This is a genomic window from Arthrobacter sp. MDT2-3 (assembly GCF_059090465.1).
The window spans coordinates 80,271-104,590 of record NZ_JBNHFS010000005.1; the positions used below are offsets into that span (position 1 = coordinate 80,271).

Sequence of the window (24,320 nt, forward strand, 5' to 3'; positions counted from 1 at the left end):
TCCTTTGTCAACGTTGCCCAAGTGTTAATGTTGCCCAAGTGCTTGAAGCTCCGCCTCCTGTCTGGGGGAGCGGAAGGGACGGGCCCGGCCGGCCGGCGAAGGATGCCGGCCGGCCGGGCCTTGGATGTCAGGGCGCCGGGCAGGTTACCGTGCCTCGCCTTGCAGCGACCCTAGTTGACCCTGCGCAGGGCAGCCGAGCGGGAAACGGCGACTGCGCCCAGCAGGAGTGCGATCCCTGCAGCCCCAAATCCGGCGACTGCCATGGCCTGTCCTGCGGCGCCCGCGTCAGCAGCACCGGAGCGTCCGCCCGGGACTGCCCCCGGTGCTGAATGCAGGCCCTCAATGGTCTGCACTGCGAGTTGCAGGTTCTGGTCGGTCAGGCTGCCCCAGGCGTACACGATGGTGTGCGTACCTTCGGCGACCGTCACATCAGCGGGGCCAATGACGGGCTGGGTGGTGCCCGCCGCTGCCACAGCTGCCGGGATGGTGCCCGGATCCAGCGTCAGTGTCTGTTCGTTCGGGTTGGCCAGGTTGGAAATGACGGCGGAACCGGCGGCCAGGACGTCGACTGCGGGAGCGGCAGCGGTGTGCCTGACTGTCAGTTTGCCCTTGCCGGGTTCAATCGGCGAGACGTCGTTGGTAAAGAAGTTCGCCGTGGGCTTGCCGGCGGCATCCAGGTTGGCCACGGCAGTGTAGTTGCCGTTAGCGGCGAGGGTCACGTTGACCGGGCCGATCACGGCGGCTGATGCGTCTGCTGCATCCGCGGCAGTGATGGCGAGGGCGTAGTTTCCTGCCGGAAGAGCCAGCGGGCCGGCAAGGGTGCCGGGAGTAAAGTCGTCCAGGGTCCGCTCGCCATTGACCCAGACGTCGACGGTCAGGCCGGGCACTCCGTGCAGAACGGACAGCTGGGCGTCGCCTTGAGCCGCCTGGGCCGGGCCGGCGAAAGCCAGTGCTGCCGCGACTGCCACTGCTCCTGATGCAAAAATGCTGGTGCGCATGATTTCTCCTTCTTCGGCCCGCTGGGCGGGCGGTTTTTGCTTACACCCCTATTACCGGCACCAGTGCCCATCCGGATGCAGATGCATGAAAAAACTTTAAAAAAATTCCCGGCTGCCCACTGGAAGGCGGAGGTGGTATTTGACGCCGGGCTGCCCGGCTCCATTACGGACGATGTACCGGTATGACCCTCCGTGTCGGTGCGCGTCCGCACGTTGCAGAGCGGTTGAATCCTGTGAGCGGCTGATGGTTTGGTGAGGTAACGATCCAACGAGAGGGCCACGCCATGACAGTCACAGCAGATCTTGCTCCCCGCCGGCTTCGCGACATTTTTGGGACCTTCGCCACCGGTTTGACCGTGATCACCAGCGCAACGGAAGGTGGCCCGGCTGGATTTACCTGCCAGTCGTTCGCATCGTTGTCCCTCGAACCTGCGCTTGTGACCTTTAGCCCGGCGAGGACGTCCAGTACCTGGCCGGTACTGCGCCAGGCAGCATCGTTTGCCATCAACATCCTCCCCGCAACGCAGCAGCATCTCGCGGGGCAGTTTGCCAGGTCGGGAGCTGACAAGTTTGCCGGTGTGGGCTATTCAGCCTCGCCGTTGGGCAACCCCGTCCTGGACGATGCCCTTGCCTGGATCGACTGCGAACTCCATGCGGAGTACGACGGCGGTGACCACACTATTGTGGTGGCTGCCGTGAGGCACTTGAGCGCCCGGGAGGACGCCGAGCCACTGTTGTTCTTCAAGGGCCGGTACGCCGGGATTGCCCCCGCTGGCCGCCTGCTTGAGGCGGCCAGCTAGGCATAGGGTCTACGGCGGCGCTGCAGCGCCATGCCGCGTTCCGGCGGCTGCCAATCAATATGAGATGAACGCGACCAGTTCGCCCACCCGGTCCTCGGGGTAGTTGCGGGCGATGTCGGCCTGGCTTAGAACCCCCACCAGATCGTGGCCATCGATCACGGGCAACCTGCGCACCTGATGGTCCTGCATTGTTCGGATCGCTTCTTCGATCGAATCGTCAGCGCCGATGGTGACGGGTTTTCCTTCACCAAATTCTCCGGCTGTTGCCGTGCGTGGATCCCCGCCCGCTGCCAGGCATTTGATGACGATGTCCCGGTCCGTCAGCATGCCCTTGAGCCTGTTGTCCTCGCCGCAGATTGGGAGTGATCCCACATCGAGTTCCTTCATTTTCCGGGCTGCCGCCTCGAGCGTCTCTTTCTCGCCCACGCATTCTGCGCCCCCGGTCATGATTTCCCGTGCCGTCGTCATGATCTCCTCCATCCGTAATGCCGTGCCTGCCATGCCCTGCCGTGTCTGCGGCGGGATCGGGTGGCCCTACGGGGAGTCGGTCGTGGTCCACAGCTCCGAAGAGCCAGCCAATGGCAAAATGGTAAGCCTGCTGATTATTTGTGTCCAGAGCTATATCGGCCCGGGAGGCAGTTGATCCAGGCAGGCCCCGCCGGCCGGTGAGGTGCAGGGGCTGGAGTTCTTGCGTCACCGCAATCAGGTAGTAAGCTTGCTGATCAATACTAGTAAGCTTGCTGATTAACTGAGGTTAGGAGTAGGGCCATGGGCACAGTTTTTTCTGCCGCCACGGCGCTGGCGGTTACCCTTGCCGGCGCAGCCGCGGCTCTGAGTGCCCCCTTTGGCGCTGCCGGGAACGGCGGCCAGTACCTGGCCGGCCACGTGCTGTTGGGGCTGGGCCTCGGTCACTCAATCGCCATCCTGCTGCGGATGGCAACCAGCCGCCTGATGGCCGGCCGATCCGCAGGCAAGGAGGCTGCCGGCACTGCACCGGAGCCGGCCCAGCTCGCCACGGTTACCGTCCTGCCCACCAGGCCCGCGGCCATGGCACCGCTGCGGGGCAGGCATGCCGCCTGAGACGCAGCCGCTGCGTGAAGGCACAGAAGGCACGCCACCCCGGAAGCGCCTCCGCGTCTGGCAGGCCGCCTCTGCACTACTGGCAGCGGCCGGCCTTGCCGCGGCGCTTTATGCGGCCTCACCGCTCGCGCGGCCGGCGGATTCCGATGAAGGTACACTCCGGGGGCTGCAAATCAGGGTGCTCACCATTAGCCAGGCTGCATCGGAAAACCGCATGGACGGTGCCCTTGCCGCGCTGGAGGCGCTGGAGAAAGACCTGAACGACGCCGCCGGGCAAGGCCTGATCTCGGTGTCGAGGTATCGCGGCATCGAGGCGGCCCTGGACTCTGTGCGTGCGGAGATTACCGGCCAGATTGCAGCGGTGTCGGCTGCCGCTGCTGAAGCCCCAACGGCGGGCACCGCAGACTCCTCCGCGGCTCCGGAACCCGCGCAGCAGCCCGCGCAGGTTGTACCGCAGGTTGTACCGCAGCCGCCCCTGATCGTTCAGGCACCTGCCCCTGAGGTGGCTCCCGTCCAGGAGGAACCGCAGTTGCCGGAGCCCGCAAAGGAAGCCAAAGGAAAGGGCAAGGGGCCAGGGAAACCCTGAGTGAACTTCCGGGCACAATGGACGGATGACTTCTCCAGCCGGGCAGCAGACTGCCGGCAAACCCTTCGACATTGCCGCCATCGGCGCCGGGCTGGCCTTCGCCAGCTCAGCCCGGGCGCTGACGGAAGCCCTCACCGGCGGCAACGGCCCGCGCTCCGCCGTCGTGCAGGCGCCGCCGGGAACCGGTAAAACTACCCTGGTCCCGCCACTGCTCGCGAATCTTTTGGCGCCGCGCGGCGGGCGCGTGGTTGTCACCCAGCCCCGCAGGGTCGCTGCCCGTGCCGCCGCGCGCCGGCTCTCGGTCCTGGACGGCACCCGGCTGGGCAGCCGGGTTGGCTATGCCGTGCGGGGGGAACGGCAGGCCGGATCCGAAACACTCATCGAGTTTGTGACGCCCGGCATCCTGCTGCGCCGCCTGCTCTCCGACCCGGGGCTGGATGGTGTGGCCGCGGTGATATTGGACGAGGTCCACGAACGCGGACTTGAGACGGACCTGCTCGTCGGCATGCTCGTCGAGGTGCGGGAGCTGCGCGGGGACCTCACCGTCGTCGCCATGTCCGCGACCCTGGACGCACCGCGCTTTGCCGCCTTGCTCGGCAACAGCGACGACAGGGCACCCGCTCCCGTAGTGGACTGCCCCTCGGTGCTCCACCCCCTGGAAACAGAGTGGCGGCCTGCTTCGGGGCCACGCCTGGACGACAGGGGAGTAACGCATGCCTATCTCGATCATGTTGCCGCCACAGCTGCGGAGGAGCTCACGCAGGCGTTGAAGGGAGACGGCTCCACCGATGCCCTTGTTTTTGTTCCCGGCGCGCGGGAGGTCTCCCGGGTGGCGGCGGAGCTCCGCCGCAGGCTGGGACCGGACGCGGACGTCCTGGAGCTCCATGGCCAGGTGGCTGCAGCGGAACAGGACCGCGCAGTTTCAGGCCGCGCACCGGGCGGCAGCCCCAGAATCATTGTCTCCACGGATCTTGCTGAATCCTCCCTTACCGTGCCGGGTGTCCGGCTTGTCATCGATTCAGGGCTCACCCGGGAACCGAGGCGCGACGCCGGCAGGGGGATGAGCGGGCTGGTGACGGTTTCGTGCTCCCGGGCCTCCGCCGATCAGCGTGCAGGGCGGGCAGCCCGCCAGGGTCCCGGGCGGGTGGTCCGGTGCTATGACCAGCAGGCTTTTGGCGCCGCCCCGGCCCATGTGACGCCGGAAATCAAGGTGGCGGACCTGACCGGCGCCGCACTGCTCCTGGCAGCCTGGGGTTCCCCGCGCGGAGAGGGGCTCGCGCTGCCGGACCAGCCGCCACAGCAGGCCATGGACGATGCCATGCAGATCCTGCGGGAACTTGGCGCAGTGACAGACGAGGGCCAGGCCACCGGCATGGGAAGGCTCCTGGCCACCATGCCGGCGGATCCCCGGCTGGCCCGGGCCCTGCTCGACGGGGCAGCAGCCGCGGGTCATTTGCCGGCAGCCGAAGCGGTGGCACTGGTCGCGGGTGATTACCGCGCTCCCGGCGCTGACCTGCCCCGCCTCCAGGCCCAGTTGCGGAACGAAACAGGACCGGAAGCACGGCGCTGGGCGGAGGATGCCCGCCGTCTGGCAGCCCTTGCGAAGCAGGGTGCGCTGACTGCTTCGCCGGCACAGCCCGCCCTGCCCGGGAAGGTCGCCGGTGCAGCGGTGGTGGGCGCCGTCGTCGCACTTGCCTTCCCTGACCGCGTGGCACGAAGGGTGGACGGTGACATTCCGAACCGCTATCTCCTTTCCTCGGGTACCCGCGCCGGGCTGCCTGCCGGGAGCTCGCTGTCCGGCCATGAATGGCTGGCGGTGGCGGAAGTGACCCGCGCCGGCGGGAGGGACGCGGCCGGAACCGGTGCGGTGATCCGCTCGGCAGCGCCGCTCGCACCCGAACTGGCGGAAGCTGCTGCGTCGCACCTTTTGACCGATGCGGTCGAGGCGGAATTCAGCGCCGGCCGCCTCTCTGCCCGGAGGGTGCGGCGGCTGGGGGCCATCATCCTGTCGTCCACGCCGGTCCGCCCGTCGCCCGCCGAGGGGCGCGCGGCCGTAGCGGAAGCCCTGCAGCGGGGAGGCCTGGGCGTCCTTGACTGGTCGACGGCGGCAGATGCGTTGCGCCGCCGTCTCGCCTTCCTGCACCGCGGGCTGGGTGCGCCGTGGCCGGACGTTTCGGACCAGGCACTGCTGTCGCGGCTGGGGGACTGGCTGGGACCGGAGCTGGAAGCCCTCGCCGGCGGAGCGGCTGCACGCTCCATAACCCTCGGCGACCCGTTGCGCCGGTTGCTGCCCTGGCCCGAGGCGGCCAGACTGGATGACCTCGCCCCGGAGTGGCTCGAGGTGCCCAGCGGGTCGCGGGTCCGGATCGATTACCCGGACGTTGCGGACCACACTGCCCGGCCCGTGGTGGCCGTCAAGCTGCAGGAGTGCTTTGGGTGGGCAGAGACACCGCGACTGCTCGGTGGCCGCGTACCCGTCCTCTTCCACCTGCTCTCACCGGCCCGGCGACCGCTTGCCGTAACGGACGACCTGACGTCGTTCTGGTCCGGCCCGTACGCGCAGGTCCGGGCCGAAATGCGCGGCCGATACCCCAAGCATCCCTGGCCGGAGGATCCTTGGACGGCCCCGGCCACCGCACACGTTAAGCGGAGGAAGTAGCCGCTCAACCGGCGGATTCCGGCACCAGGAAGTTCAGCGTGAGGTCTCTGATACACAGTTGAAACCTCGCGTCGATGGACTGAAACATCCCGTGGATAGGCTCGTTTCCACCTGGACGGCGTTGTCCACACCCTCACATTAAGGACGTGCAGATGTTTCTCCTCACCAGCCTCAACCTCTTGCTCGACGGCCAGCGGAACGATGACAGCCGATTCCACGGTGGCAGCGATGGACAGTCCGAATTTCCCCACGGTCAGTTGAGCTCTGCCGCCTGGGAAGGGTGGTGGCAGGACGACGCCGCGTAGCTGCTGTCCCCCCGGCGGCTATGGAGCATCGTGGGCCGGCTGCTGTGGCTGGAAGTTCGCTGTCAGCAGTGGCCGCGGATAAAGGCAGCCACGGGTTCGGCAAGGGAAGCACCCACCTCGTCCGCCGAACGCTTACGCCCGGCGACGACGAACGAGTGGTCGCCGCCCTCCATCCACTCGAGAACGGCATTGGTCCCGATCCGCGAGACCACGCCCGCCAGGATGTCCGGTGTTGCGAACGTATCCCGGCTTCCCTGCATGAACAACATGGGAGTTGTGAGCCCGTACAGGTGTTCATCCCTCAGTTTGTCCGGTTTGCCGGGCGGATGCAGGGGATAACCCAGGTACACCAGTCCTGCCGCTTCCATCCCCTCGGCCACCGCCATGGATGCCATCCGGCCTCCAAAGGACTTGCCGCACGCCCAGATCGGGCCGGCATCATTATGGGCTGCAGCCTGCTCCGCCGCCGCGGCCATCGCCACACGCCAGGTGGCGACGGCGACGGGCGGCCGGTCAGGAAATTTTCGGCCCGCTTCCCGGTAAGGGAAGTTAAACCGCAACGTTGCTGTCCCCAGCGCATTCAGCGCCGCTGTGAACCCGCGGAGGAAGGGATGCTCCATCCCGGCGCCCGCCCCGTGGGCCACCACAACCGTTGCGGTCGGATCATCCGGGCGGGCGTACACGGCAGAGACATTGACGCCGCCCACTGCGAGGGTCAGGGGCACTTCTAAGGCAGGCATGCCTCCATCATGCCGGACCCGGATTCCCAAATCTCAACGCAGACAGCAGCCGGGGTGTACGTTGTCCCCATGGCGAGCGAACAGACCACCATCACCGTTCCGGGCCCCGACGGCGAGCGCGAGATGCGCATCTCCAGTCCCAGCAGGGTGCTCTGGCCCGACCTGGGACTCACGAAACTCGACCTCGCACGATATTTCGCCGATGTGGGGGAGGCGTTTATCACCGCCAACGGGGACAGGCCGGTGGCGCTGCAGCGGTACAAGGACAACGTTGACGGCGAGATGTTCTTCTCCAAGAACCCGCCCAAGGGCACCCCGGAGTTCATCCGGACGATGAAGGTGGTTTTCCCAAGCGCCCGTTCCCATCCCATGCTGGTCCTGGACGAACCGGCCGCGGCCATCTGGGCGGTCCAGATGAACACTGTCGTTTTCCACCCATGGCCGTCCCGTACCGCGAACACGGACAACCCGGACCAGTTGCGCATCGACCTGGATCCGCAGCCGGGCACCGATTTCGACGACGCTGTCCCGGCGGCGCTGCTGCTGAAGGAGGTCCTGGCCGAGGCTGGGCTTACCTGCTTCATCAAGACCTCCGGAAACAGGGGACTGCATGTGTACGCGCCCATCGAGCCCACCCGCGAGTTCCTTGATGTGCGGCATGCCGTGATTGCTGCGGCCCGGGAAGTGGAGCGCAGGATGCCGGAGAAAGTTACCACCGCCTGGTGGAAGGAAGAACGGGGCAAGAAGATTTTCCTGGACTTCAACCAGGCCAACCGCGACCGCACCATCGCCGGCGCCTACAGCCCCCGGGCGCTGCCGCACGCCTCAGTGTCATGCCCCATCACCTGGGATGAGCTGGAGACCGCGGATCCGAAAAACTTCACCATCCTCACTGTGCCGGACCGGCTTAAGACCGTCGGTGATCCCTGGGCGGACATGCACAACAACCCGGGAACCATCGACACCCTTCTTGAGTGGTGGGACCGGGACCTCAAGGACGGCCTTGAGGAAATGCCCTTCCCCCCGGACTACCCCAAGATGCCGGGCGAACCGCCGCGGGTGCAGCCCAGCCGGGCCCGAAAGCAGGATTAGCGCCCTACTCGAAACGGGACGGGTCACCCGTCCCGCGGCGGACCACCTCGGCCACGCCGCTGGAGAAGTCCACCACTGTGGTGGGCTCGGCTCCGCAGTCCCCGGCGTCGATCACGGCGTCCACCTGGTGGTCCAGCCGCTCTTTGATTTCCCATCCCTGAGTCATCGGATCCTCCTCGTCCGGCATCAGCAGAGTGCTTGAGAGCAGCGGCTCGCCGAGCTCGGCCAGCAGCGCCTGCACCACACGGTTGTCCGGGATCCTGACTCCCACGGTCTTCTTCTTGGGGTGCAGCAGGCGCCGCGGAACTTCTTTGGTGGCCGGCAGGATAAAGGTGTAGCTCCCCGGAGTCACGGACTTGATGCTGCGGAAAACGTCGTTGCCGATGTTCACGAACTGCCCCAACTGGGCAAAATCCCTGCAGACCAGCGTGAAGTGGTGCTTGTCGTCCAATTTCCGGATGGACCGGATCCGGGCGAGGGCGTCCTTGTTGCCCAACTGTGCCCCCAGCGCATAGCAGGAGTCGGTTGGGTAGGCGATCAACCCGCCGTCGAGCACAATGCGCACTGCCTGGGTGACGGCACGGGGCTGGGGATCCTGCGGGTGAACGTCAAAGTATCTGGCCATGCACCCGAGCCTACGTTCCCCGCCCCGCCGCCGCACGCATTGACGCCAGGGCGTAGCCAAAGCAGCCGGCAGGGCAGATGACCCCCTACCCGCCGACTCCGGATTGGGGCAGGATGTTGTCTGGTTCCATCCCTTTCAGTACAACTCAAGGAGATCCAGCCATGCCCACAACCCTCAACCCGTACCTTGGCTTCCGTGACAATGCCCGGGAAGCAATGAACTTCTATCAGTCTGTTTTCGGCGGTGAGCTGACGCTCAGCACTTTCGGGGAGTTCCAGGCCAGCGAGGACCCGGCCGAGGCGGAAAAGATTATGCATGGCATGCTGACCACCACGCAGGGCCTGGTGCTGATGGGCGCCGACACGCCGAACAGCATGGAGTTCAGTGAAGGCTCCTCCATCTCGATCTCGTTGAGCGGGGATGATGAAACCGAACTGCGCGGTTACTACGAAAAGCTCAGCAGCAACGGCGGCAATGTCACGGTGCCGATGGAGCAGGCGCCGTGGGGCGACGTCTTCGGGATGTGCACGGACCGCTTCGGCGTCGCCTGGCTGGTCAACGTCAACAACCCCGAGACTGCAGGACAGGCAGCCGGCTGACCAGCCCAGCCGTCCTTCCTTGAGGAGGGGCGCCACGCAGTGCGACGATGTACGCGTGGAGTCCCTCTTTGAGATCCTTGACGATAAATGGTGGCTCGTCTTCCCCGCTTTGGCCTTTGCCGGTCACTGGGCGAACTCGTGGCGCAAGGCCAGCGACCGGCGGCACCAGCGGAAGGTGGAGCTGTATAAGCTCAAGAATCAGGCACGTGAGGCTGAGAAAGCTTCGGCCGCTGAGGTGGAGTCACTGATGGCCGCCCATGACGCCGCCAACAAGCGCTGGCTGGACTACGAACTCGACGTGGGCAAGCTGATCGACTTCCCGCTTATGACCGATGTCCGGGAACCCCTCACAGTGGCGTTCCTTCGAGCCAAACGTGAAGCCGACGGACTCCGGCCGGCGGCAGCGGCGGACATGACCTCACACTCCCGCCTCGAGGCATACCGGAAAGCTGTGGATGGCTTCAGTGTGGCTCTGGACGTCTCCGAGCGCGAAGCCAGGCGGCTCAGGGACAGCAAGTTCACAGGTCCAGAACGGGAACGGCTGGCCACCGCCCGGCAGCTGCTGAAAATCGCGGAAAACCATGCAGCCACCCCGGCGGAACGCCAGGCTGCCTACAAGCGGGCCCGCCGGGAACTCGACGGCCTCATCGTCCTGCCCGACGTGACCGTGGCGGCTCTCGAAGAGAAAATCGCACCGATGCTGGACCCGGGCGCACAGCCCTTCAATTCCCACCACGCCTGATCCGCCGGAAGCAGCCGTGGCCGTTCGAACCCTCTACCTTGACGTCGACGGGGTCATCTGTCCCTTTGGCCCCAAAGGGAGCACCGGCTGGGGAACACCTTGGATCCGTGCTGATGCCGGGCTGCTGCCTGTGGCGTACGCACCTGAACTTGTCAAAGGACTCAACAGCCTGGCTGCCATGCCCGGGCTGCGGTGCGTCTGGCTCACCAGCTGGGAGGACCTGGCGCCCCAATACCTCTGCCCGGCCATCGGCCTGAACGGCGGCCGCTGGCCCTTCCTGACAGCCGACGGGCCCGGAAGCGGACCCGGCTGGTGGAAGCTCCGTGCTCTTCAAGCCCATGTGGAAGAGACTGGACCCGGCGCGGTGGCATGGGTGGATGACCAGCTCGCGTTCGAGGCGGAAGCCCAGGCCTGGGCGGGGATCATGGGCCGGCGTTTGCTCACGCTGTCACCGGACCCCCGGCGGGGAATCTCGCCCGCGGAATTGGACGCCGTCGCCGCCTTCCTCGCGGCGCCGGTGTTTTGACCTCCTGCCGAGGACGCGTACGATCGATAAGGTTTCTCGCCGGTTGCGTTAGCCCATCGTGTTAACAACGCAGGGTCATTCCAAGCGAACAGCTGGTGAATTATGCTGTGCAAGGCAGCCGGGGGAAAGAAACTGCTGAACGTCGACTCTGCAGATTGGGCAACAGGTGGATATCACCTTCATGGTGGCGCTGGTCATCGCACTGGCACTATTTTTCGACTTCACGAACGGCTTCCATGACACAGCGAATGCCATGGCTACGCCCATCGCAACCGGTGCCATCAAGCCGAAGACTGCGGTAACCCTCGCGGCCGTTTTGAATCTGGTGGGCGCCTTCCTGTCTACGGAAGTCGCCAAAACGGTCTCCGGTGGCATCATCCGTGAAGGTTCCGAAGGCGTGCAGATCACGCCGGACATCATCTTCGCCGGTCTTATGGGAGCAATCCTGTGGAACATGATCACGTGGCTGAAGGGCCTGCCGTCGAGTTCCTCGCACGCCCTGTTCGGCGGTCTGATCGGTGCGGCCATTGCCGGCATCGGCTTCAATTCCATCAATCTTGAGGGCCTTATGCAGAAGGTCATCCTGCCTGCGATCTTTGCGCCGCTCATCGCCGGCATCGTTGCCTACATCTGCACCCGCCTCGCCTACGCCCTGACGTCACGGCACGATCCCGAAACCGGCAGCAAGCTCACGCAGAAGCGCGGCGGCTTCCGGACCGGCCAGATCTTCACATCCAGCCTGGTTGCACTTGCCCACGGCACCAACGACGCCCAGAAGACCATGGGCATCATCACCCTGGTCCTGATCGCGGCCGGGACGCAGACCCCGGGGTCCGGCCCGCAGTTCTGGGTGATCGCCGCCTGTGCCTTTGCCATTGCCATCGGCACCTACGCCGGCGGCTGGCGCATCATCCGCACCATGGGCGCCGGGCTCACGGAAGTAAAGCCTGCGCAGGGTTTCGCCGCCGAGACCAGCACGGCGTCGGCCATCCTCGCGTCCTCGCACCTCGGCTTCGCACTCTCAACCACCCAGGTGGCGTCCGGTTCCGTCATCGGCTCCGGCATGGGCCGCAGGGGAACCAGCGTCCGCTGGAACATGGTGGGCAAGATCGCCCTGGGCTGGCTCTTCACCCTTCCCGCAGCCGGCATCGTGGGGGCGCTGACTGCGCTGCTGGTCAAGACCGGCGTAGTAGGGGTCCTGATTGCGGCCGTCGCCGGCACGGCAGCCGTTCTCTTTATGTTCTTCTACTCACGCAAGTCCGCCGTCGGCCACCATAACGCCATTGAGGTGGAGGAAGCCGGCCAGGCCGTGCGCTTTGCCAAGAAGAAGGCGATGGCCCGGGCGCGCGCCAAGGCCAAGGCCCACTCGAAGGCCAATGCCGAAGCAAACACCAATGCTGAAGCCAAGACCAGCGCCGAGCCCAACACCAGCGCCGAGGCCACTACCGAAGCTGAAGCCGAAGCCATTACAACGAAAGATGCGCAACGATGAAATGGTTGGAACTGCTGACCGTGGCAGGGGCCACCCTGGCAGCCGCAGTGACCGTCGTGGTTCTCTACTCGCTGGGCGTTCGGCTGACGGCCATTGCCGGCGACGTGCAGCAGGCTTCACCGGGGGTGAAGCGGTCCCTTGCCTATGTGTGCTTCGGGCTGTGCGGATTGGCCGTGCTGTTTGGCCTGTACCTGATCATCCCGTACTTCTCCGGCTAACGTGCCCGGGACGCGCGGCAAGAGCTGCCCACTGGGCCGTTGGCCGGACGGCGGCGGATGGTTAAGCTGGGGCCATGTCCCGGATTCAGTATTTTGTAGCCGCGTCCCTTGACGGTTTTATTGCCACGCCCACAGACGATCTGAGCTGGCTCCTGCAGTTCGATGGTTTTGAGGGCGGCAAGGAAAGCTATGAGACGTTCATGGCCGGCGTCGGCTGCATCGTTATGGGCGGCGGGACGTATGCCTGGCTGATGGAGCATGAACCAGGAAACTGGCCCTATCCTGACACCCCCTGCTACGTCTTTACCCGGCATGAGTACACCGCGCCGGACGGGGCGGACATTACGTTTATCCGCGGGAGCGTCAGTGAGTTCATCGCCGACTTCAAGGCAGACGCCGGAGGCAGGAACGTCTGGGTGGTGGGCGGGGGAGACCTCGCGGCGCAGTTTGCCGACGCAGGCCTGCTGGATGAGCTCATCCTCTCCGTCATTCCCGTTGTGCTTGGCGACGGCAAGCGGCTACTCCCATTGACAGGCCCGACGCCGCCACTTGAGTTGACTGCCTCCCGCGCCATGGGCAGGGGCATCGTTGAGCTGCGTTACCTCCTGAATACAAAGCCCGGGGATTAACGACTATTCGTTATCCCGGATCAAATTGGTGATCCGGGCGGTGGACAGTCGCCGCCCCTGCCCATCCGTCATCACAATCTCGTGTGTCGCAAGAGTCCGGCCAAGGTGGATCGCGGAGCAGGTTCCCGTGACCGTGCCCGACGCGATGGACCGGTGATGGGTGGCGCTGACCTCGATGCCCACCGCGTGGCGTCCTGGCCCGGCATGCATGCCCGCAGAGAATGATCCAAGCGTCTCGGCCAGCACCACGTGGGCGCCGCCGTGCAGGATTCCCGCCACTTGGGTGTTTCCCTCCACCGGCATGGTGGCCACCGTCCGCTCGGGACTCATCTCCAGGAAGCGGATCCCCATCTTAACCACCAACGCGCCTATCCCGAATTGGCCCAGCCAGCCGTGCAGGTGCTCCGGGACGCCGGCGGCAGTGAGCTCGTCGGCGAAGGCGCCGGGCGTGAAATTGTCCATCATGGCAACTAGGCTGGCACCTGTGAGTGAAACAACCAAACCGGCCCCTTTCCCGTCCAATGTCCTGCAGGAGGACAACGCCCCACAGGGCTCAACCGCCCTTGAGGACGCTGCTGTTCAGGACACGGTTCCGGGCCAGGCCGGCGGATCGGTTTCGGCCACTGCTGCCCCCGTGGTCCCTATCACCGGCCAGCCGCGGCTGCTGGTGCTGGACGGCCACTCCATGGCTTTCCGTGCCTTCTTCGCCCTCCCCGCGGACAAGTTCTCCACGATGAACGGGCAGCACACCAACGCCATCCACGGCTTTACATCAATGCTGATCAACCTCATCAAGGAACAGCAGCCCACCCACATCGCTGTGGCCTTCGACGTCTCGGACGAAACCACCCACCGCAAGTCCCAGTACAGCGAATACAAGGGCGGCCGGAACGAGACGCCCAGGGAGATGAGCGGCCAGATCGACCTCATCGCGCAGGTCATGGAGGCATGGGGCATCAAGACCATCAAGCTGCCGGGCTACGAGGCGGATGACATCCTTGCCACCCTTGCCGCAATGGGTGAGAAGGCAGGATTTGAGGTCCTGCTGGTTTCGGGTGACCGGGACGCGTTCCAGCTCATCACGGACAACGTCTTCGTGCTCTATCCCAAGAAGGGCGTGAGCGACATCCCGCGGATGGATGCTGCTGCCATCGAAGCCAAGTACTTCGTCAGCCCGTCCCGGTACTCTGACCTCGCCGCGCTGGTGGGGGAGACCGCGGACAACCTGCCCGGTGTGCCCGGCGTCGGCCCGAAGACCGCAGCCAAGTGGATCAACCTTTACGGCGGACTCGAAGGTGTCCTCGAGCACCTGGACTCCATCGGCGGGAAGGTGGGCGACGCCCTGCGGGAGAACGTCGAAAACGTGAAGCGGAACCGGATGCTCAACCAGCTCCATACGGACTTGGAGCTTCCCGTCACGCTTGATGACTTGTACCAGCCCCGCCCGGACCAGGCCGCGCTGGAGGATTTGTTCGACCAACTTGAGTTCAAGACCATCCGCAGCCGGCTCTTCGCCCTCTACAGTGACGAGGACGCTCCGGCGGCCGAGCGGGAGAGCATCGACGCCCCGGAGTACACCACTCCTGCCACCGCCGCCGAACTGGAAGCGTTCCTGGCCGCGGGCGCGGGGCAGCGCTCCGCGCTGGCTGTGGACCTCATTCCCGGACGGATCGGCGAGGACGCGGCAGTATTGGCCATCGTCCGGGACGATGCCGCTGTTTACATCAACCTGTCCGGCCAGGATGCGGAGACCGAGAACGTGCTTGCCAGCTGGCTGCGCGACCCCGAAGCGCCGAAGGTGATGCACGGATTCAAAGCTGCACTCAAAGCTTTGACCTCCCGGGGGCTGGAGCTGGAGGGCGTGGTGGACGACACCTCGATTTCCGGGTACCTCATCCAGCCCGACCGCCGCTCCTACGAACTCGACGAACTCGCCCAGCACCACCTCAACGTCGGAATTCCTGCCGCCACTGCCAAGGCCGGACAGCTGGAACTGTCGTTCGACGGGGACGATACCGCCGCCGCCGACGCACTGGTCCAGGCAGCCGCCGTCGTGCAGTCCCTCAGCCGATACTTCGAAACCGAGCTCAATGAGCGCAAGGCGGAGGAGCTGCTTTCCACCCTCGAATTGCCGGTCAGCCGGGTCCTGGCTGACATGGAACTTGCCGGCATCGCCATCGACATGGACCGCATGGACGAACAGCTCGCCGATCTTGCCAGGGTCATCGACCACGCCCAGGAGCAGGCATTCGCGGCCATCGGCCACGAAGTGAACCTGGGGTCGCCCAAACAGCTGCAGACCGTCCTGTTCGACGAACTCCAGCTGCCCAAGACCAAGAAGATCAAGTCCGGCTACACCACCGACGCCGCCTCGCTGAAGAACCTTCTGGAGAAAACCGGGCACGAGTTCCTGGTCCAGCTCATGGCGCACCGTGAGGCATCCAAGCTGCGGCAGATGCTCGAGTCGCTGAAGAAGTCTGTGGCGGAGGACGGCCGCATCCACACCACCTACGCGCAGAACGTAGCGGCCACCGGCCGGATCTCCTCGAACAATCCCAACTTGCAGAACATCCCCATCCGCAGTGAGGAAGGCCGCCGCGTCCGCGGAATCTTCGTGGTCAGCGAGGGCTACGAATGCCTGCTGTCCGCCGACTACTCGCAGATCGAAATGCGGATCATGGCGCACCTGTCCGGCGATGAGGGCCTGATCCAGGCTTACCGCGACGGCGAGGACCTGCACCGGTTCGTGGGCTCCAACATCTTCCACGTGCCCACCAGCGAAGTCACCAGCGCCATGCGCTCCAAGGTGAAGGCCATGTCCTACGGGCTGGCCTACGGACTGACCTCCTTCGGCCTGTCCAAGCAGCTGGAGATCTCCGTGGACGAGGCCCGCACGCTGATGAAGGACTACTTCGACCGGTTCGGCGCCGTCCGCGACTACCTCCGTGGCGTGGTGGACCAGGCAAGGGTGGACGGCTACACCGCCACCATTGAGGGCCGCCGCCGCTATCTGCCGGACCTCACCAGTACAGACCGGCAACTGCGGGAAAACGCTGAACGCATCGCCCTCAACAGCCCCATCCAGGGCTCGGCAGCAGACATCATCAAACGCGCCATGCTCGGCGTCCATGCCGAACTCCGGTCGCAGGGCCTGAAGTCGCGAATGCTCCTGCAGGTCCACGACGAACTGGTCCTTGAAGTCGCCGCGGGGGAGCGGGCAGCGGTGGAGAAACTCGTGACCGAGCAGATGGCCGCCGCGGCGGACCTTACTGTCCCGCTGGAGGTCCAGATCGGTGTTGGTCCCAGCTGGTATGACGCCGGGCACTAGCGCGGCCACGCCCTGTAACTGACGGGGCGGGGCGCGATGGACAACCAGGACGTCTGGACACAGTTCAAGGAACTGTACGCGCCCCGTCCCCGCGGAAGCGTGTCGATGCTGGCCAGGAGCGGGGCGGATTGGTTAGGCTCGGTCCGATGGCTGATCTGAGCGGGAACTATGAGATCCGTCGCTTCGGCGCGGTGTCCAAAGGTAATGACGGCTACGCCGAGGCGGAAACCTGGGCCAGGGCGGTGGCCTTTGGGTTCCACGAGTCCACCCGCACGCCCGAGCATGTTGCGAAGTCCCTTGCCACCTACGAAACGGACGGCCGGGTCCTAACCGGGGTCTACCAAACAGGCCCAGTCGCGCCAAATTCGCTGCCCGCCAACGTGCCGGTGGCCACCTTTGCCACCTTCCGCAAGAGCCTGAACATCGGTTTTGGCCGGACCCTTGAGACCCGGCTGGTCACCTCGGTGACCGTGCGGACCTCGCACCGCCGCCGCGGCCTGCTGCGCCGGATGATGAGCGAGGACCTGCACCTCGCCAAGCAGGACGGGCTCGCGATGGCCGCCCTTACCGCCTCCGAGGGAACCATCTACGGGCGCTTCGGCTACGGTGTCGCCAGCTTCGAGCGGACGGTGAAGGTGGATACCACTGCCCGGTTCAGCCTCGGGCACAACCCCACGGGCAGTGTGGAGGTGGCAGATCCCAAGGCCCTGCTGCAGCTCGCGCCGGAGGTCTTTGACCGGGTCCACCAGCTCACCCCCGGATCCCTCGGCCGGCAGGAATGGTACCGGCAGCTCGCGTCGGGATCACTCAGCCGCGACGGCAAGGAGGACCCCGCCGTCAAGGTTGTCCTGCACTACTCGGCCGACGGAGCCGTGGACGGCTACGTCTCCTACAAGTTCCTCGGCTGGGACACCGAACCGTACACGGTGGAAGTGGTGGACCTGGTGGCCGCCGGCAACGACGCCTACCTGGAGCTCTGGCAGTTCCTGGGCGCCATCGACCTCGTGGAGCGGGTGTCCTGGGACGAGGCACCGGTCGATGACCCGCTGGCATGGGCACTCAGCGATCCCCGCTGCATCGACTCCTCGGACAGCCGGGACATGCTGTGGCTCCGCGTCCTGGACGCCGGCAAGGCATTGGAGGCCAGGCACTACCCGGCGGACGGCCGGCTGGTCTTCGAAGTCCATGACGCCCTGGGCCTCACGGCAGGAACCTTTGCCCTCACTGTGGATGGCGGCAAGGCCGTCGTCGAACGCCTGCCGGAAACCGCGGAAGCGGACCTGGCGCTGGATGTCTCGGCCCTTTCCTCCATCTACCTGGGTGCCGTCTGCCCCGTCACGCTGACGGCAGCAGGGCGGATCCAGGAAAAGACGGCCGACGCGGCGCTGAAGGCACGGCAGATGTTCGCCGTCGAGCGGGCACCACACTGCCTCACCCATTTCTGACCCGTAACCCTGGAAACAGGAGCGCCGCTTTTGACCCGTGTTGCGGGCAGCGACTAGAATGAACGGGCGTGTGTTACGTGTGCGCAGCTTTGGTTCGCACTTGAACGCCACGCAATCAGGATGACCCGGCAATCCGCCGCGCTCCGCCTCCAGGTCAGTACCCGGAAGTGGTGGTCGCCTGACCAACTAACTATCCACAACGGAGCCCCTACTACATGACCATCACCTCCACCGAGAAGCCCGGTACCCCCGTAGTCGCCATTAACGACATCGGTACCGCTGAGGACTTCCTCGCAGCAGTCGACGCCACCATCAAGTACTTCAACGACGGAGATCTCGTCGAAGGTACCGTCGTCAAGGTCGACCGCGATGAAGTCCTGCTCGACATCGGTTACAAGACCGAAGGTGTCATCCCCTCCCGTGAGCTGTCCATCAAGCACGACGTTGATCCCGGAGACGTCGTCTCCGTTGGCGATCAGGTCGAAGCCCTGGTGCTCACCAAGGAAGACAAAGAAGGCCGCCTGATCCTCTCCAAGAAGCGCGCTCAGTACGAGCGTGCCTGGGGCGACATCGAGAAGGTCAAGGAAGAAGACGGTGTTGTCACCGGTACCGTCATCGAGGTCGTCAAGGGTGGTCTTATCCTCGACATCGGCCTGCGCGGCTTCCTGCCCGCATCCCTCGTCGAGATGCGCCGAGTGCGCGACCTGGCTCCGTACATCGGCCAGCAGATCGAAGCCAAGATCATCGAGCTGGACAAGAACCGCAACAATGTGGTCCTTTCCCGCCGTGCCTGGCTCGAGCAGACCCAGTCCGAGGTCCGCTCCACCTTCCTCAACAAGCTGGAAAAGGGCCAGGTCCGTCCCGGCGTCGTTTCCTCCATCGTCAACTTCGGTGCCTTCGTGGACCTGGGCGGCGTAGACGGCCTGGTTCACGTTTCCGAGCTGTCCTGGAAGCACATCGACCACCCGTCCGAGGTTGTCGAAGTTGGCCAGGAAGTCACCGTCGAGGTTCTCGAGGTCGACCTGGACCGCGAGCGTGTTTCCTTGTCCCTCAAGGCTACGCAGGAAGATCCGTGGCAGACCTTCGCCCGCACCCACGCCCTCGGCCAGGTTGTTCCGGGTAAGGTCACCAAGCTCGTTCCGTTCGGTGCGTTCGTCCGCGTCGAAGACGGCATCGAAGGCCTGGTCCACATCTCCGAGCTGGCCGTGCGCCACGTGGAGCTGGCCGAGCAGGTTGTCTCCGTTGGCGACGAGCTGTTCGTCAAGGTCATCGACATCGACCTCGAGCGCCGCCGCATCTCCCTCTCCCTCAAGCAGGCCAACGAGGGCGTCGACGCCGACAGCACCGAATTCGATCCGGCTCTGTACGGCATGGCCGCAGAGTACGACGAAGAGGGCAACTACAAGTACCCCGAGGGCTTCGATCCCGAGTCCAACGAGTGGCTTGAAGGCTACGAGAACCAGCGCGCCGCCTGGGAGCAGCAGTACGCTGACGCCCAGACCCGCTGGGAAGCCCACAAGAAGCAGGTTGCCCAGCACGCTGCTGACGATGCTGCTGCCGCAACGTCCGGTGACAGCGATTCCGGCACCACCAGCTACTCCTCGGAGCCTGCTGCTGAGTCCAACGCCGGTGCAGGTACGCTTGCATCCGACGAGGCTCTCGCCGCTCTGCGCGAGAAGCTGACCGGCAACTAATTGCCACCGGCCCGGACTTTCCGGGCCAACGCGACAGACCCCCTGCCCACACGGCAGGGGGTCTGTCGCGTTAACGGAACTGACGGGCCCGCCGTGCTTAAGGGGAACCAGGCACTTAAAGTACGACGACGGCGCTTACTGTCCCGTCGTCGTCGGGCGTGAGTACTGCCCCGGCGGAAGCAAGGACGCGCTGGGCGCCGAGGTTTCCCGTGAGGGTCCGGGCGGTAACCTCGGCGATGCCGGCGTTGCGGGCCTCGTGGAGAACCAGGCGCAGGGCGGCGGTTCCGATGCCCCGGGACCGGAAGCTCCTGCCGAGCCAGATGCCGGTGTCGGCAACAGCCACACCGTTGCCGGATTCAACGCGGCGGAGGCGGATGGAGCCGGCAAGGCTGCCGTCGGCGAGAATACCCCACGTCTTCTCGCCTGCATCCCCGTCCAGGCCGTGGGCGGCCGCGCGGTGATAGCTGAAGAACCACGCCGTGCGCTCCGGGTTCCAGCCCGGGCCGCCCAGCGGGGGCGCCACTTCGTCGGGGGAGGCGTCGCGCTTGGCGAGTTCCAGGAGCTGCTCCAGCACTGTTTCATCCACGTCCACCAGTGCCACGTCAGGGGAAGGGGACATCCACCCACTCCGTTCCTTCGGTTTGGAGGACGGCGCTGCCCGCGGTGAGTGCCTGAAGGCGCTCCGCGGCGGCCGAAATTTCCCCGGCTTCGTCCGGCAGCGCCAGCCGCAGGACAGTGTGCTGCGCGCCGTAGCTGGTTTCCGCCATCACGAAACCAGCACCCCGCAGGTCATTTTCCAGCCGCCCGGCAGCAGCATGCGGCACTTCCGCAGAGCAGATCCGCAACCTGCTGCGGCGCACCATTGGCGCCAGGGAAAGCGCCGAGGACACTGACTCCGAGTAGGCCCGTACCAGTCCGCCCGCTCCCAGGAGGATCCCGCCGAAGTAGCGCACGACGACGGCGGTCACGTCGCTGAGGTCGGCCAGCCCGGGCGTCGTTTCCCTTTTGGCCAGGGCCTCAAGCATGGGGATGCCGGCCGTACCGGAGGGCTCGCCGTCGTCGCTGGAGCGTTGGATGTCCCGGTCGGGCCCGAGAAGGAAGGCCGAGCAGTGGTGCCGGGCGTCGTGGAACTCGCGGCGGAGGCCGGCCACCAGGTCCCTCGCGGCTTCCTCGCTGTCCGCCCGGCGCAGCACTGTGATGAACCTGGATCGTTTGATCTCGATCTCATGGCGGAAGTCCGGACCGGACGCCAGGGTGGTGTAGGCGGTTGTCCTGCTGTCTGGCTCTTGCATCCGCCCCAGTCTAGTTGCGGCATCGGCCGTGGGCCCACGACGCCAGGGGGCGGCAAGGCAATAGTGTGGTGGAGTGCTGAAAATTGGGTTGACGGGTGGAATCGCCTCAGGAAAGTCAGTTGTCGCCTCCCGGCTCAGGGAACGCGGGGCAGTGCTGGTGGACGCTGACGCGCTCGCGCGGGAGGTGGTGGAACCCGGCACGGAAGGCCTGGAGCGGATCGTGGCTGAGTTCGGCGAGGAGGTCCTGGGCGTTGACGGCCGGCTGGACCGGCCAAAACTCGGCGCCCTGGTGTTTGGGGATTCTGCACGCCTGGCGACGCTGAACGGGATCGTCCACCCGCTGGTCCGGGCCCGCGCCGCAGCCATGGTCGAAGCCGCCGCCGTGGATGCCGTGGTGGTGCAGGACATACCGCTGCTCGTGGAAACCGGCCAGGGCAGTAACTTCCACCTCGTCCTGGTTGTGGATGCGCCGGACGACGCGCGGTTGCAGCGGATGCTTGATCACCGCGGAATGAGCCGGGAGGCCGCGCAATTACGCATGGATGCCCAGGCGGGCAGGGAGGATCGTTTGGCCGCGGCCGACGTCGTCCTCGACAATTCGGGGAGCCTGGAGGACCTGGTGAAGCAGGTGGACGAACTCTGGGACGGGCGGTTGGTGCCCTTTGCGCGGAACATGGCTGCCGGGACGCGCGCGGCAAGGAACGGCGGGCCTGTCCTGGAACCGTACCGGGAGGAGTGGGCGAAGCAGGCGGCCAGGATAGCGGCAAGGCTGACGACGGCGGCGCCTGGACTCATCCTGGCGGTGGACCACATCGGCTCCACGTCCGTCCCCGGGCTGGCCGCGAAGGACGTGATCGACCTCCAGATTGCGGTGTCCGGCCTGGACGTTGCTGACACTGCTGCGCCACTGCTGGCGGACGCCGGGTTCCCCCTGGTTCCCGGCGCCGGGTCCGATACGCCCAAACCGACGGAGCCGGATCCCCGGCAGTGGCAAAAACGGTTCCACGCCAACGCCGATCCCGGCCGGCCGGTCAACATCCACGTCCGCGTTGCCGGCTCGCCTGGCTGGCGTTATGCCCTGATGTTCCGGGACTGGTTGCGGGATGACCCGGCCGCGCTCCGGCTGTATGCAGCGCACCAGGCAGATCTTGCCGGGCGTTTTGCCGGCTCGGCCAGCACCAGGGCGTATGCCGAGGCCAAGGAGCCTTGGTTCACGGATGTTGCGTGGCCGCGAATGTCTGCCTGGGCGACGGAAACCGGGTGGGCTCCGCCGTCCTACCCATCCTGAGGCCGGCCCGAAGATCCGGCGGCTGTTCGCCCGTAACGGACGTGCCCTCCCAGTGTCGGTGCCCCACGGTAAATTAGAACCATGAGCCTTGCGCAGGAGATCAACCGTGTTGTAGCCCCCTTCGAGGTCATCAGCGAGTTCAAGCCTGCCGGGGACCAGCCAGCCGCGATTGCGGAGCTGACGGAACGTATCAAGAACGGCGAGAAGGACGTTGTGCTGCTCGGCGCCACCGGTACCGGCAAGAGCGCCACGACGGCGTGGCTGATCGAACAGGTCCAGCGGCCCACCCTGGTGATGGTCCAGAACAAGACCCTCGCGGCGCAGCTGGCCAACGAATTCCGTGAGCTCCTGCCCAACAACGCGGTGGAGTACTTCGTTTCGTACTACGACTACTACCAGCCGGAAGCCTACGTACCGCAGACGGACACCTTCATTGAGAAGGACTCCTCCGTGAATGAGGAAGTGGAGCGGCTGCGGCATTCCGCAACCAACGCCCTGCTGACCCGGCGTGACGTCATCGTGGTGGCCACTGTCTCCTGCATCTACGGCCTGGGCACCCCGGAAGAGTACATCGCCGGCATGGTCACCCTCCGCAGGGGCCAGGAGATGAACCGGGACGCGCTCCTGCGGAAATTCGTTTCCATGCAGTACACCCGCAATGACATGGATTTCCACCGCGGCACCTTCCGGGTGCGCGGCGATACGGTCGAGATCATCCCAATGTACGAGGAACTGGCCCTGCGAATCGAGTTCTTTGGCGACGAAGTGGAGAACATCTACACGCTGCATCCGGTTACGGGCGAAGTGATCCGCGAGGAAACCGAGATGTACGTCTTCCCCGCATCGCACTACGTGGCCGGACCGGAACGGATGACCCGCGCCATTAAGGCCATCGAGGATGAGCTCGCCGAACGGCTGGCCGTGCTGGAAGGGCAGAACAAGCTGGTGGAAGCGCAGCGCCTCCGCATGCGCACCACCTACGACCTCGAGATGATGCAGCAGATGGGCTTCTGCAACGGCATCGAAAACTACTCACGCCACATCGACGGCCGCGGCGGCGGCACCGCTCCGCACTGCCTTATCGACTACTTCCCGGACGACTTCTTGCTGGTGGTGGATGAATCCCACGTGACCATCCCGCAGATCGGCGCCATGTACGAAGGGGATATGTCCCGCAAGCGGACCCTGGTGGACCACGGCTTCCGGCTGCCGTCCGCCATGGACAACCGGCCGCTGAAGTGGGACGAGTTCCTGGAACGCATCGGGCAGACCGTCTACCTTTCCGCGACACCCGGCAAATACGAGCTGGGCAAAGCGGACGGGACGGTCCAGCAGATCATCAGGCCCACCGGCCTCATCGACCCCGAAGTCGTCGTCAAGCCCACCAAGGGCCAGATCGACGATCTCCTCGGCGAAATCAGGACCCGCGTGGAGAAGGACGAGCGTGTCCTTGTCACTACCCTCACCAAGCGCATGGCCGAGGACCTCACCGACTACCTTTTGGGCCATGGCATCAAAGTGGAGTACCTGCACTCCGACGTCGATACGCTGCGCCGGGTGGAGTTGCTGCGTGAACTCAGGATGGGCAGTTTCGACGTCCTGGTGGGCATCAACCTGCTCCGTGAGGGCCTGGACCTGCCGGAAGTCTCCCTGGTCAGCATCCTGGACGCGGACAAGGAAGGCTTCCTGCGGTCCTCCACGTCCCTGATCCAGACCATCGGCCGTGCTGCACGAAACGTGTCCGGCCAGGTGCACATGTACGCCGACCGAATCACGGACTCCATGGCCCACGCCATCGAGGAAACCAACCGGCGCCGTGCCATCCAGGTGGCCTACAACACGGAAAACGGCGTGGATCCGCAGCCGCTGCGGAAAAAGATCGCCGACATCACCGACCAGCTTGCCAGGGAAGATGCCGACACCCAGGAACTGCTCAAGAACAACCGACTGGCCAAGGGCGGCAAACGGAAGGCCGCTGCAAAGGGTGCCGCCCAGGTGCGCTCCGACGGCCTCGCCGCCGCACCGGCGGAGGACCTGGTAGGCCTGATCGAACAGCTGACGGAACAGATGCACGGGGCCGCTGCCGAGCTGCAGTTCGAGGTGGCGGCCCGGATCAGGGACGAAGTCAGCGAGCTGAAAAAGGAACTGCGCCAGATGCAGGCCGCCGGGCACGCCTGACGCA

The 24,320-nt window shown here is 65.4% G+C and carries 24 protein-coding genes; 17 read left to right on the forward strand and 7 right to left on the reverse strand.

Annotation, left to right across the window (positions count from 1 at the left end; translation table 11 throughout):
- Positions 1 to 170 precede the first annotated feature (170 nt).
- A complete protein-coding gene (locus AC5RUQ_RS15400) occupies positions 171 to 998 on the reverse strand; it encodes a DUF4397 domain-containing protein (protein ID WP_493948228.1) in 828 nt (275 codons plus the stop codon).
- A gap of 284 nt (positions 999 to 1,282) precedes the next feature.
- On the opposite strand from AC5RUQ_RS15400, the gene AC5RUQ_RS15405 reads away from it, so the two are divergent.
- On the forward strand, positions 1,283 to 1,798 hold the full coding sequence (locus AC5RUQ_RS15405; RefSeq protein WP_493948229.1) for a flavin reductase family protein: 516 nt from the start codon (positions 1,283 to 1,285) through the stop codon (positions 1,796 to 1,798).
- Positions 1,799 to 1,852: 54 nt separating this feature from the next.
- Here the strand turns inward: AC5RUQ_RS15405 and AC5RUQ_RS15410 are convergent, their stop codons facing one another.
- Complete coding sequence (locus AC5RUQ_RS15410; RefSeq protein ID WP_493948230.1) at positions 1,853 to 2,266, reverse strand: CBS domain-containing protein; 414 nt, start codon at positions 2,264 to 2,266, stop codon at positions 1,853 to 1,855.
- 300 nt (positions 2,267 to 2,566) lie between these two features.
- On the opposite strand from AC5RUQ_RS15410, the gene AC5RUQ_RS15415 reads away from it, so the two are divergent.
- From AC5RUQ_RS15415 to AC5RUQ_RS15430, 4 genes are all read left to right on the forward strand, one after another.
- Positions 2,567 to 2,878, forward strand: a complete 312-nt coding sequence (locus AC5RUQ_RS15415) for a hypothetical protein (protein WP_493948231.1) — start codon at positions 2,567 to 2,569, stop codon at positions 2,876 to 2,878.
- Positions 2,868 to 3,464: a hypothetical protein gene (locus AC5RUQ_RS15420; protein WP_493948232.1), complete on the forward strand. Its 597-nt coding sequence runs from the start codon at positions 2,868 to 2,870 to the stop codon at positions 3,462 to 3,464. Before AC5RUQ_RS15415 ends, AC5RUQ_RS15420 begins: the two co-directional genes overlap by 11 nt.
- A 25-nt stretch (positions 3,465 to 3,489) precedes the next feature.
- Positions 3,490 to 6,123, forward strand: a complete 2,634-nt coding sequence (gene hrpB, locus AC5RUQ_RS15425; protein ID WP_493948233.1) for an ATP-dependent helicase HrpB — start codon at positions 3,490 to 3,492, stop codon at positions 6,121 to 6,123.
- Between the two features lie 152 nt (positions 6,124 to 6,275).
- Positions 6,276 to 6,428 carry a hypothetical protein gene (locus tag AC5RUQ_RS15430; protein ID WP_493948234.1) on the forward strand — a complete coding sequence of 51 codons (153 nt, stop codon included), beginning with the start codon at positions 6,276 to 6,278 and terminating at the stop codon, positions 6,426 to 6,428.
- A 62-nt stretch (positions 6,429 to 6,490) separates the two neighbouring features.
- On the opposite strand, the gene AC5RUQ_RS15435 is transcribed toward AC5RUQ_RS15430, so the two are convergent.
- Positions 6,491 to 7,168, reverse strand: coding sequence for an alpha/beta hydrolase family protein (locus AC5RUQ_RS15435; RefSeq protein WP_493948235.1), 678 nt, complete (start codon positions 7,166 to 7,168; stop codon positions 6,491 to 6,493).
- A gap of 69 nt (positions 7,169 to 7,237) precedes the next feature.
- Here AC5RUQ_RS15435 and ligD point away from each other — a divergent pair, with 69 nt between their 5' ends.
- Positions 7,238 to 8,260: a non-homologous end-joining DNA ligase gene (gene ligD / locus AC5RUQ_RS15440; RefSeq protein WP_163163472.1), complete on the forward strand. Its 1,023-nt coding sequence runs from the start codon at positions 7,238 to 7,240 to the stop codon at positions 8,258 to 8,260.
- Positions 8,261 to 8,264: 4 nt separating this feature from the next.
- On the opposite strand, the gene AC5RUQ_RS15445 is transcribed toward ligD, so the two are convergent.
- Positions 8,265 to 8,885, reverse strand: a complete 621-nt coding sequence (locus AC5RUQ_RS15445) for an L-threonylcarbamoyladenylate synthase (protein ID WP_493948236.1) — start codon at positions 8,883 to 8,885, stop codon at positions 8,265 to 8,267.
- Between the two features lie 161 nt (positions 8,886 to 9,046).
- On the opposite strand from AC5RUQ_RS15445, the gene AC5RUQ_RS15450 reads away from it, so the two are divergent.
- The 6 genes from AC5RUQ_RS15450 to AC5RUQ_RS15475 all read left to right on the forward strand — a co-directional run bounded on the left by AC5RUQ_RS15450 (position 9,047) and on the right by AC5RUQ_RS15475 (position 13,091).
- On the forward strand, positions 9,047 to 9,484 hold the full coding sequence (locus tag AC5RUQ_RS15450) for a VOC family protein (protein WP_493948237.1): 438 nt from the start codon (positions 9,047 to 9,049) through the stop codon (positions 9,482 to 9,484).
- A gap of 55 nt (positions 9,485 to 9,539) precedes the next feature.
- The gene (locus AC5RUQ_RS15455; RefSeq protein WP_493948238.1) at positions 9,540 to 10,226 is read left to right on the forward strand and encodes a hypothetical protein; all 687 of its coding nucleotides are present in this window, start codon (positions 9,540 to 9,542) and stop codon (positions 10,224 to 10,226) included.
- A 16-nt stretch (positions 10,227 to 10,242) separates the two neighbouring features.
- A complete protein-coding gene (locus tag AC5RUQ_RS15460; protein ID WP_493948239.1) occupies positions 10,243 to 10,752 on the forward strand; it encodes an HAD domain-containing protein in 510 nt (169 codons plus the stop codon).
- A 166-nt stretch (positions 10,753 to 10,918) separates the two neighbouring features.
- Positions 10,919 to 12,244, forward strand: coding sequence for an inorganic phosphate transporter (locus tag AC5RUQ_RS15465; RefSeq protein WP_493948240.1), 1,326 nt, complete (start codon positions 10,919 to 10,921; stop codon positions 12,242 to 12,244).
- Positions 12,241 to 12,462 carry a hypothetical protein gene (locus AC5RUQ_RS15470; protein ID WP_256247702.1) on the forward strand — a complete coding sequence of 74 codons (222 nt, stop codon included), beginning with the start codon at positions 12,241 to 12,243 and terminating at the stop codon, positions 12,460 to 12,462. Before AC5RUQ_RS15465 ends, AC5RUQ_RS15470 begins: the two co-directional genes overlap by 4 nt.
- A gap of 74 nt (positions 12,463 to 12,536) precedes the next feature.
- The gene (locus tag AC5RUQ_RS15475) at positions 12,537 to 13,091 is read left to right on the forward strand and encodes a dihydrofolate reductase family protein (RefSeq protein ID WP_493948241.1); all 555 of its coding nucleotides are present in this window, start codon (positions 12,537 to 12,539) and stop codon (positions 13,089 to 13,091) included.
- Positions 13,092 to 13,094: 3 nt separating this feature from the next.
- Here AC5RUQ_RS15475 and AC5RUQ_RS15480 read toward each other — a convergent pair whose 3' ends face one another.
- Positions 13,095 to 13,556 carry a hotdog fold thioesterase gene (locus tag AC5RUQ_RS15480; RefSeq protein WP_493948242.1) on the reverse strand — a complete coding sequence of 154 codons (462 nt, stop codon included), beginning with the start codon at positions 13,554 to 13,556 and terminating at the stop codon, positions 13,095 to 13,097.
- Between the two features lie 220 nt (positions 13,557 to 13,776).
- On the opposite strand from AC5RUQ_RS15480, the gene polA reads away from it, so the two are divergent.
- The 3 genes from polA (at position 13,777) to rpsA (ending at position 19,558) form a co-directional block, all read left to right on the forward strand.
- Positions 13,777 to 16,419, forward strand: coding sequence for a DNA polymerase I (gene polA / locus AC5RUQ_RS15485; RefSeq protein ID WP_493948443.1), 2,643 nt, complete (start codon positions 13,777 to 13,779; stop codon positions 16,417 to 16,419).
- 146 nt (positions 16,420 to 16,565) lie between these two features.
- Positions 16,566 to 17,864: a GNAT family N-acetyltransferase gene (locus AC5RUQ_RS15490; protein ID WP_493948243.1), complete on the forward strand. Its 1,299-nt coding sequence runs from the start codon at positions 16,566 to 16,568 to the stop codon at positions 17,862 to 17,864.
- Between the two features lie 215 nt (positions 17,865 to 18,079).
- Positions 18,080 to 19,558 (forward strand): 30S ribosomal protein S1, encoded by a 1,479-nt coding sequence (rpsA, locus tag AC5RUQ_RS15495; protein WP_013600871.1) that lies wholly within the window; start codon positions 18,080 to 18,082, stop codon positions 19,556 to 19,558.
- 115 nt (positions 19,559 to 19,673) lie between these two features.
- Here rpsA and AC5RUQ_RS15500 read toward each other — a convergent pair whose 3' ends face one another.
- On the reverse strand, positions 19,674 to 20,177 hold the full coding sequence (locus AC5RUQ_RS15500) for a GNAT family N-acetyltransferase (RefSeq protein ID WP_493948244.1): 504 nt from the start codon (positions 20,175 to 20,177) through the stop codon (positions 19,674 to 19,676).
- A complete protein-coding gene (locus AC5RUQ_RS15505; RefSeq protein WP_493948245.1) occupies positions 20,161 to 20,850 on the reverse strand; it encodes an IMPACT family protein in 690 nt (229 codons plus the stop codon). Before AC5RUQ_RS15505 ends, AC5RUQ_RS15500 begins: the two co-directional genes overlap by 17 nt.
- A 73-nt stretch (positions 20,851 to 20,923) precedes the next feature.
- On the opposite strand from AC5RUQ_RS15505, the gene coaE reads away from it, so the two are divergent.
- Together coaE and uvrB are read left to right on the forward strand one after the other, a co-directional pair.
- Positions 20,924 to 22,138, forward strand: a complete 1,215-nt coding sequence (gene coaE, locus AC5RUQ_RS15510) for a dephospho-CoA kinase (RefSeq protein WP_493948246.1) — start codon at positions 20,924 to 20,926, stop codon at positions 22,136 to 22,138.
- Between the two features lie 81 nt (positions 22,139 to 22,219).
- Positions 22,220 to 24,316 carry an excinuclease ABC subunit UvrB gene (gene uvrB, locus AC5RUQ_RS15515; RefSeq protein ID WP_493948247.1) on the forward strand — a complete coding sequence of 699 codons (2,097 nt, stop codon included), beginning with the start codon at positions 22,220 to 22,222 and terminating at the stop codon, positions 24,314 to 24,316.
- Positions 24,317 to 24,320 lie beyond the last annotated feature (4 nt).

Excerpts from the sequence above, each read along its gene's own strand:
- AC5RUQ_RS15400 (WP_493948228.1), bottom strand. The coding sequence starts at position 998 with ATGCGCACCAGCATTTTTGCATCAGGAGCAGTGGCAGTCGCGGCAGCA.
- AC5RUQ_RS15405 (WP_493948229.1), top strand. The coding sequence starts at position 1,283 with ATGACAGTCACAGCAGATCTTGCTCCCCGCCGGCTTCGCGACATTTTT.
- AC5RUQ_RS15410 (WP_493948230.1), bottom strand. The coding sequence starts at position 2,266 with ATGACGACGGCACGGGAAATCATGACCGGGGGCGCAGAATGCGTGGGC.
- AC5RUQ_RS15415 (WP_493948231.1), top strand. The coding sequence starts at position 2,567 with ATGGGCACAGTTTTTTCTGCCGCCACGGCGCTGGCGGTTACCCTTGCC.
- AC5RUQ_RS15420 (WP_493948232.1), top strand. The coding sequence starts at position 2,868 with ATGCCGCCTGAGACGCAGCCGCTGCGTGAAGGCACAGAAGGCACGCCA.
- hrpB (WP_493948233.1), top strand. The coding sequence starts at position 3,490 with ATGACTTCTCCAGCCGGGCAGCAGACTGCCGGCAAACCCTTCGACATT.
- AC5RUQ_RS15430 (WP_493948234.1), top strand. The coding sequence starts at position 6,276 with ATGTTTCTCCTCACCAGCCTCAACCTCTTGCTCGACGGCCAGCGGAAC.
- AC5RUQ_RS15435 (WP_493948235.1), bottom strand. The coding sequence starts at position 7,168 with ATGCCTGCCTTAGAAGTGCCCCTGACCCTCGCAGTGGGCGGCGTCAAT.
- ligD (WP_163163472.1), top strand. The coding sequence starts at position 7,238 with ATGGCGAGCGAACAGACCACCATCACCGTTCCGGGCCCCGACGGCGAG.
- AC5RUQ_RS15445 (WP_493948236.1), bottom strand. The coding sequence starts at position 8,885 with ATGGCCAGATACTTTGACGTTCACCCGCAGGATCCCCAGCCCCGTGCC.
- AC5RUQ_RS15450 (WP_493948237.1), top strand. The coding sequence starts at position 9,047 with ATGCCCACAACCCTCAACCCGTACCTTGGCTTCCGTGACAATGCCCGG.
- AC5RUQ_RS15470 (WP_256247702.1), top strand. The coding sequence starts at position 12,241 with ATGAAATGGTTGGAACTGCTGACCGTGGCAGGGGCCACCCTGGCAGCC.
- AC5RUQ_RS15475 (WP_493948241.1), top strand. The coding sequence starts at position 12,537 with ATGTCCCGGATTCAGTATTTTGTAGCCGCGTCCCTTGACGGTTTTATT.
- AC5RUQ_RS15480 (WP_493948242.1), bottom strand. The coding sequence starts at position 13,556 with ATGATGGACAATTTCACGCCCGGCGCCTTCGCCGACGAGCTCACTGCC.
- polA (WP_493948443.1), top strand. The coding sequence starts at position 13,777 with ATGGCTTTCCGTGCCTTCTTCGCCCTCCCCGCGGACAAGTTCTCCACG.
- AC5RUQ_RS15490 (WP_493948243.1), top strand. The coding sequence starts at position 16,566 with ATGGCTGATCTGAGCGGGAACTATGAGATCCGTCGCTTCGGCGCGGTG.
- rpsA (WP_013600871.1), top strand. The coding sequence starts at position 18,080 with ATGACCATCACCTCCACCGAGAAGCCCGGTACCCCCGTAGTCGCCATT.
- AC5RUQ_RS15500 (WP_493948244.1), bottom strand. The coding sequence starts at position 20,177 with ATGTCCCCTTCCCCTGACGTGGCACTGGTGGACGTGGATGAAACAGTG.
- AC5RUQ_RS15505 (WP_493948245.1), bottom strand. The coding sequence starts at position 20,850 with ATGCAAGAGCCAGACAGCAGGACAACCGCCTACACCACCCTGGCGTCC.
- uvrB (WP_493948247.1), top strand. The coding sequence starts at position 22,220 with ATGAGCCTTGCGCAGGAGATCAACCGTGTTGTAGCCCCCTTCGAGGTC.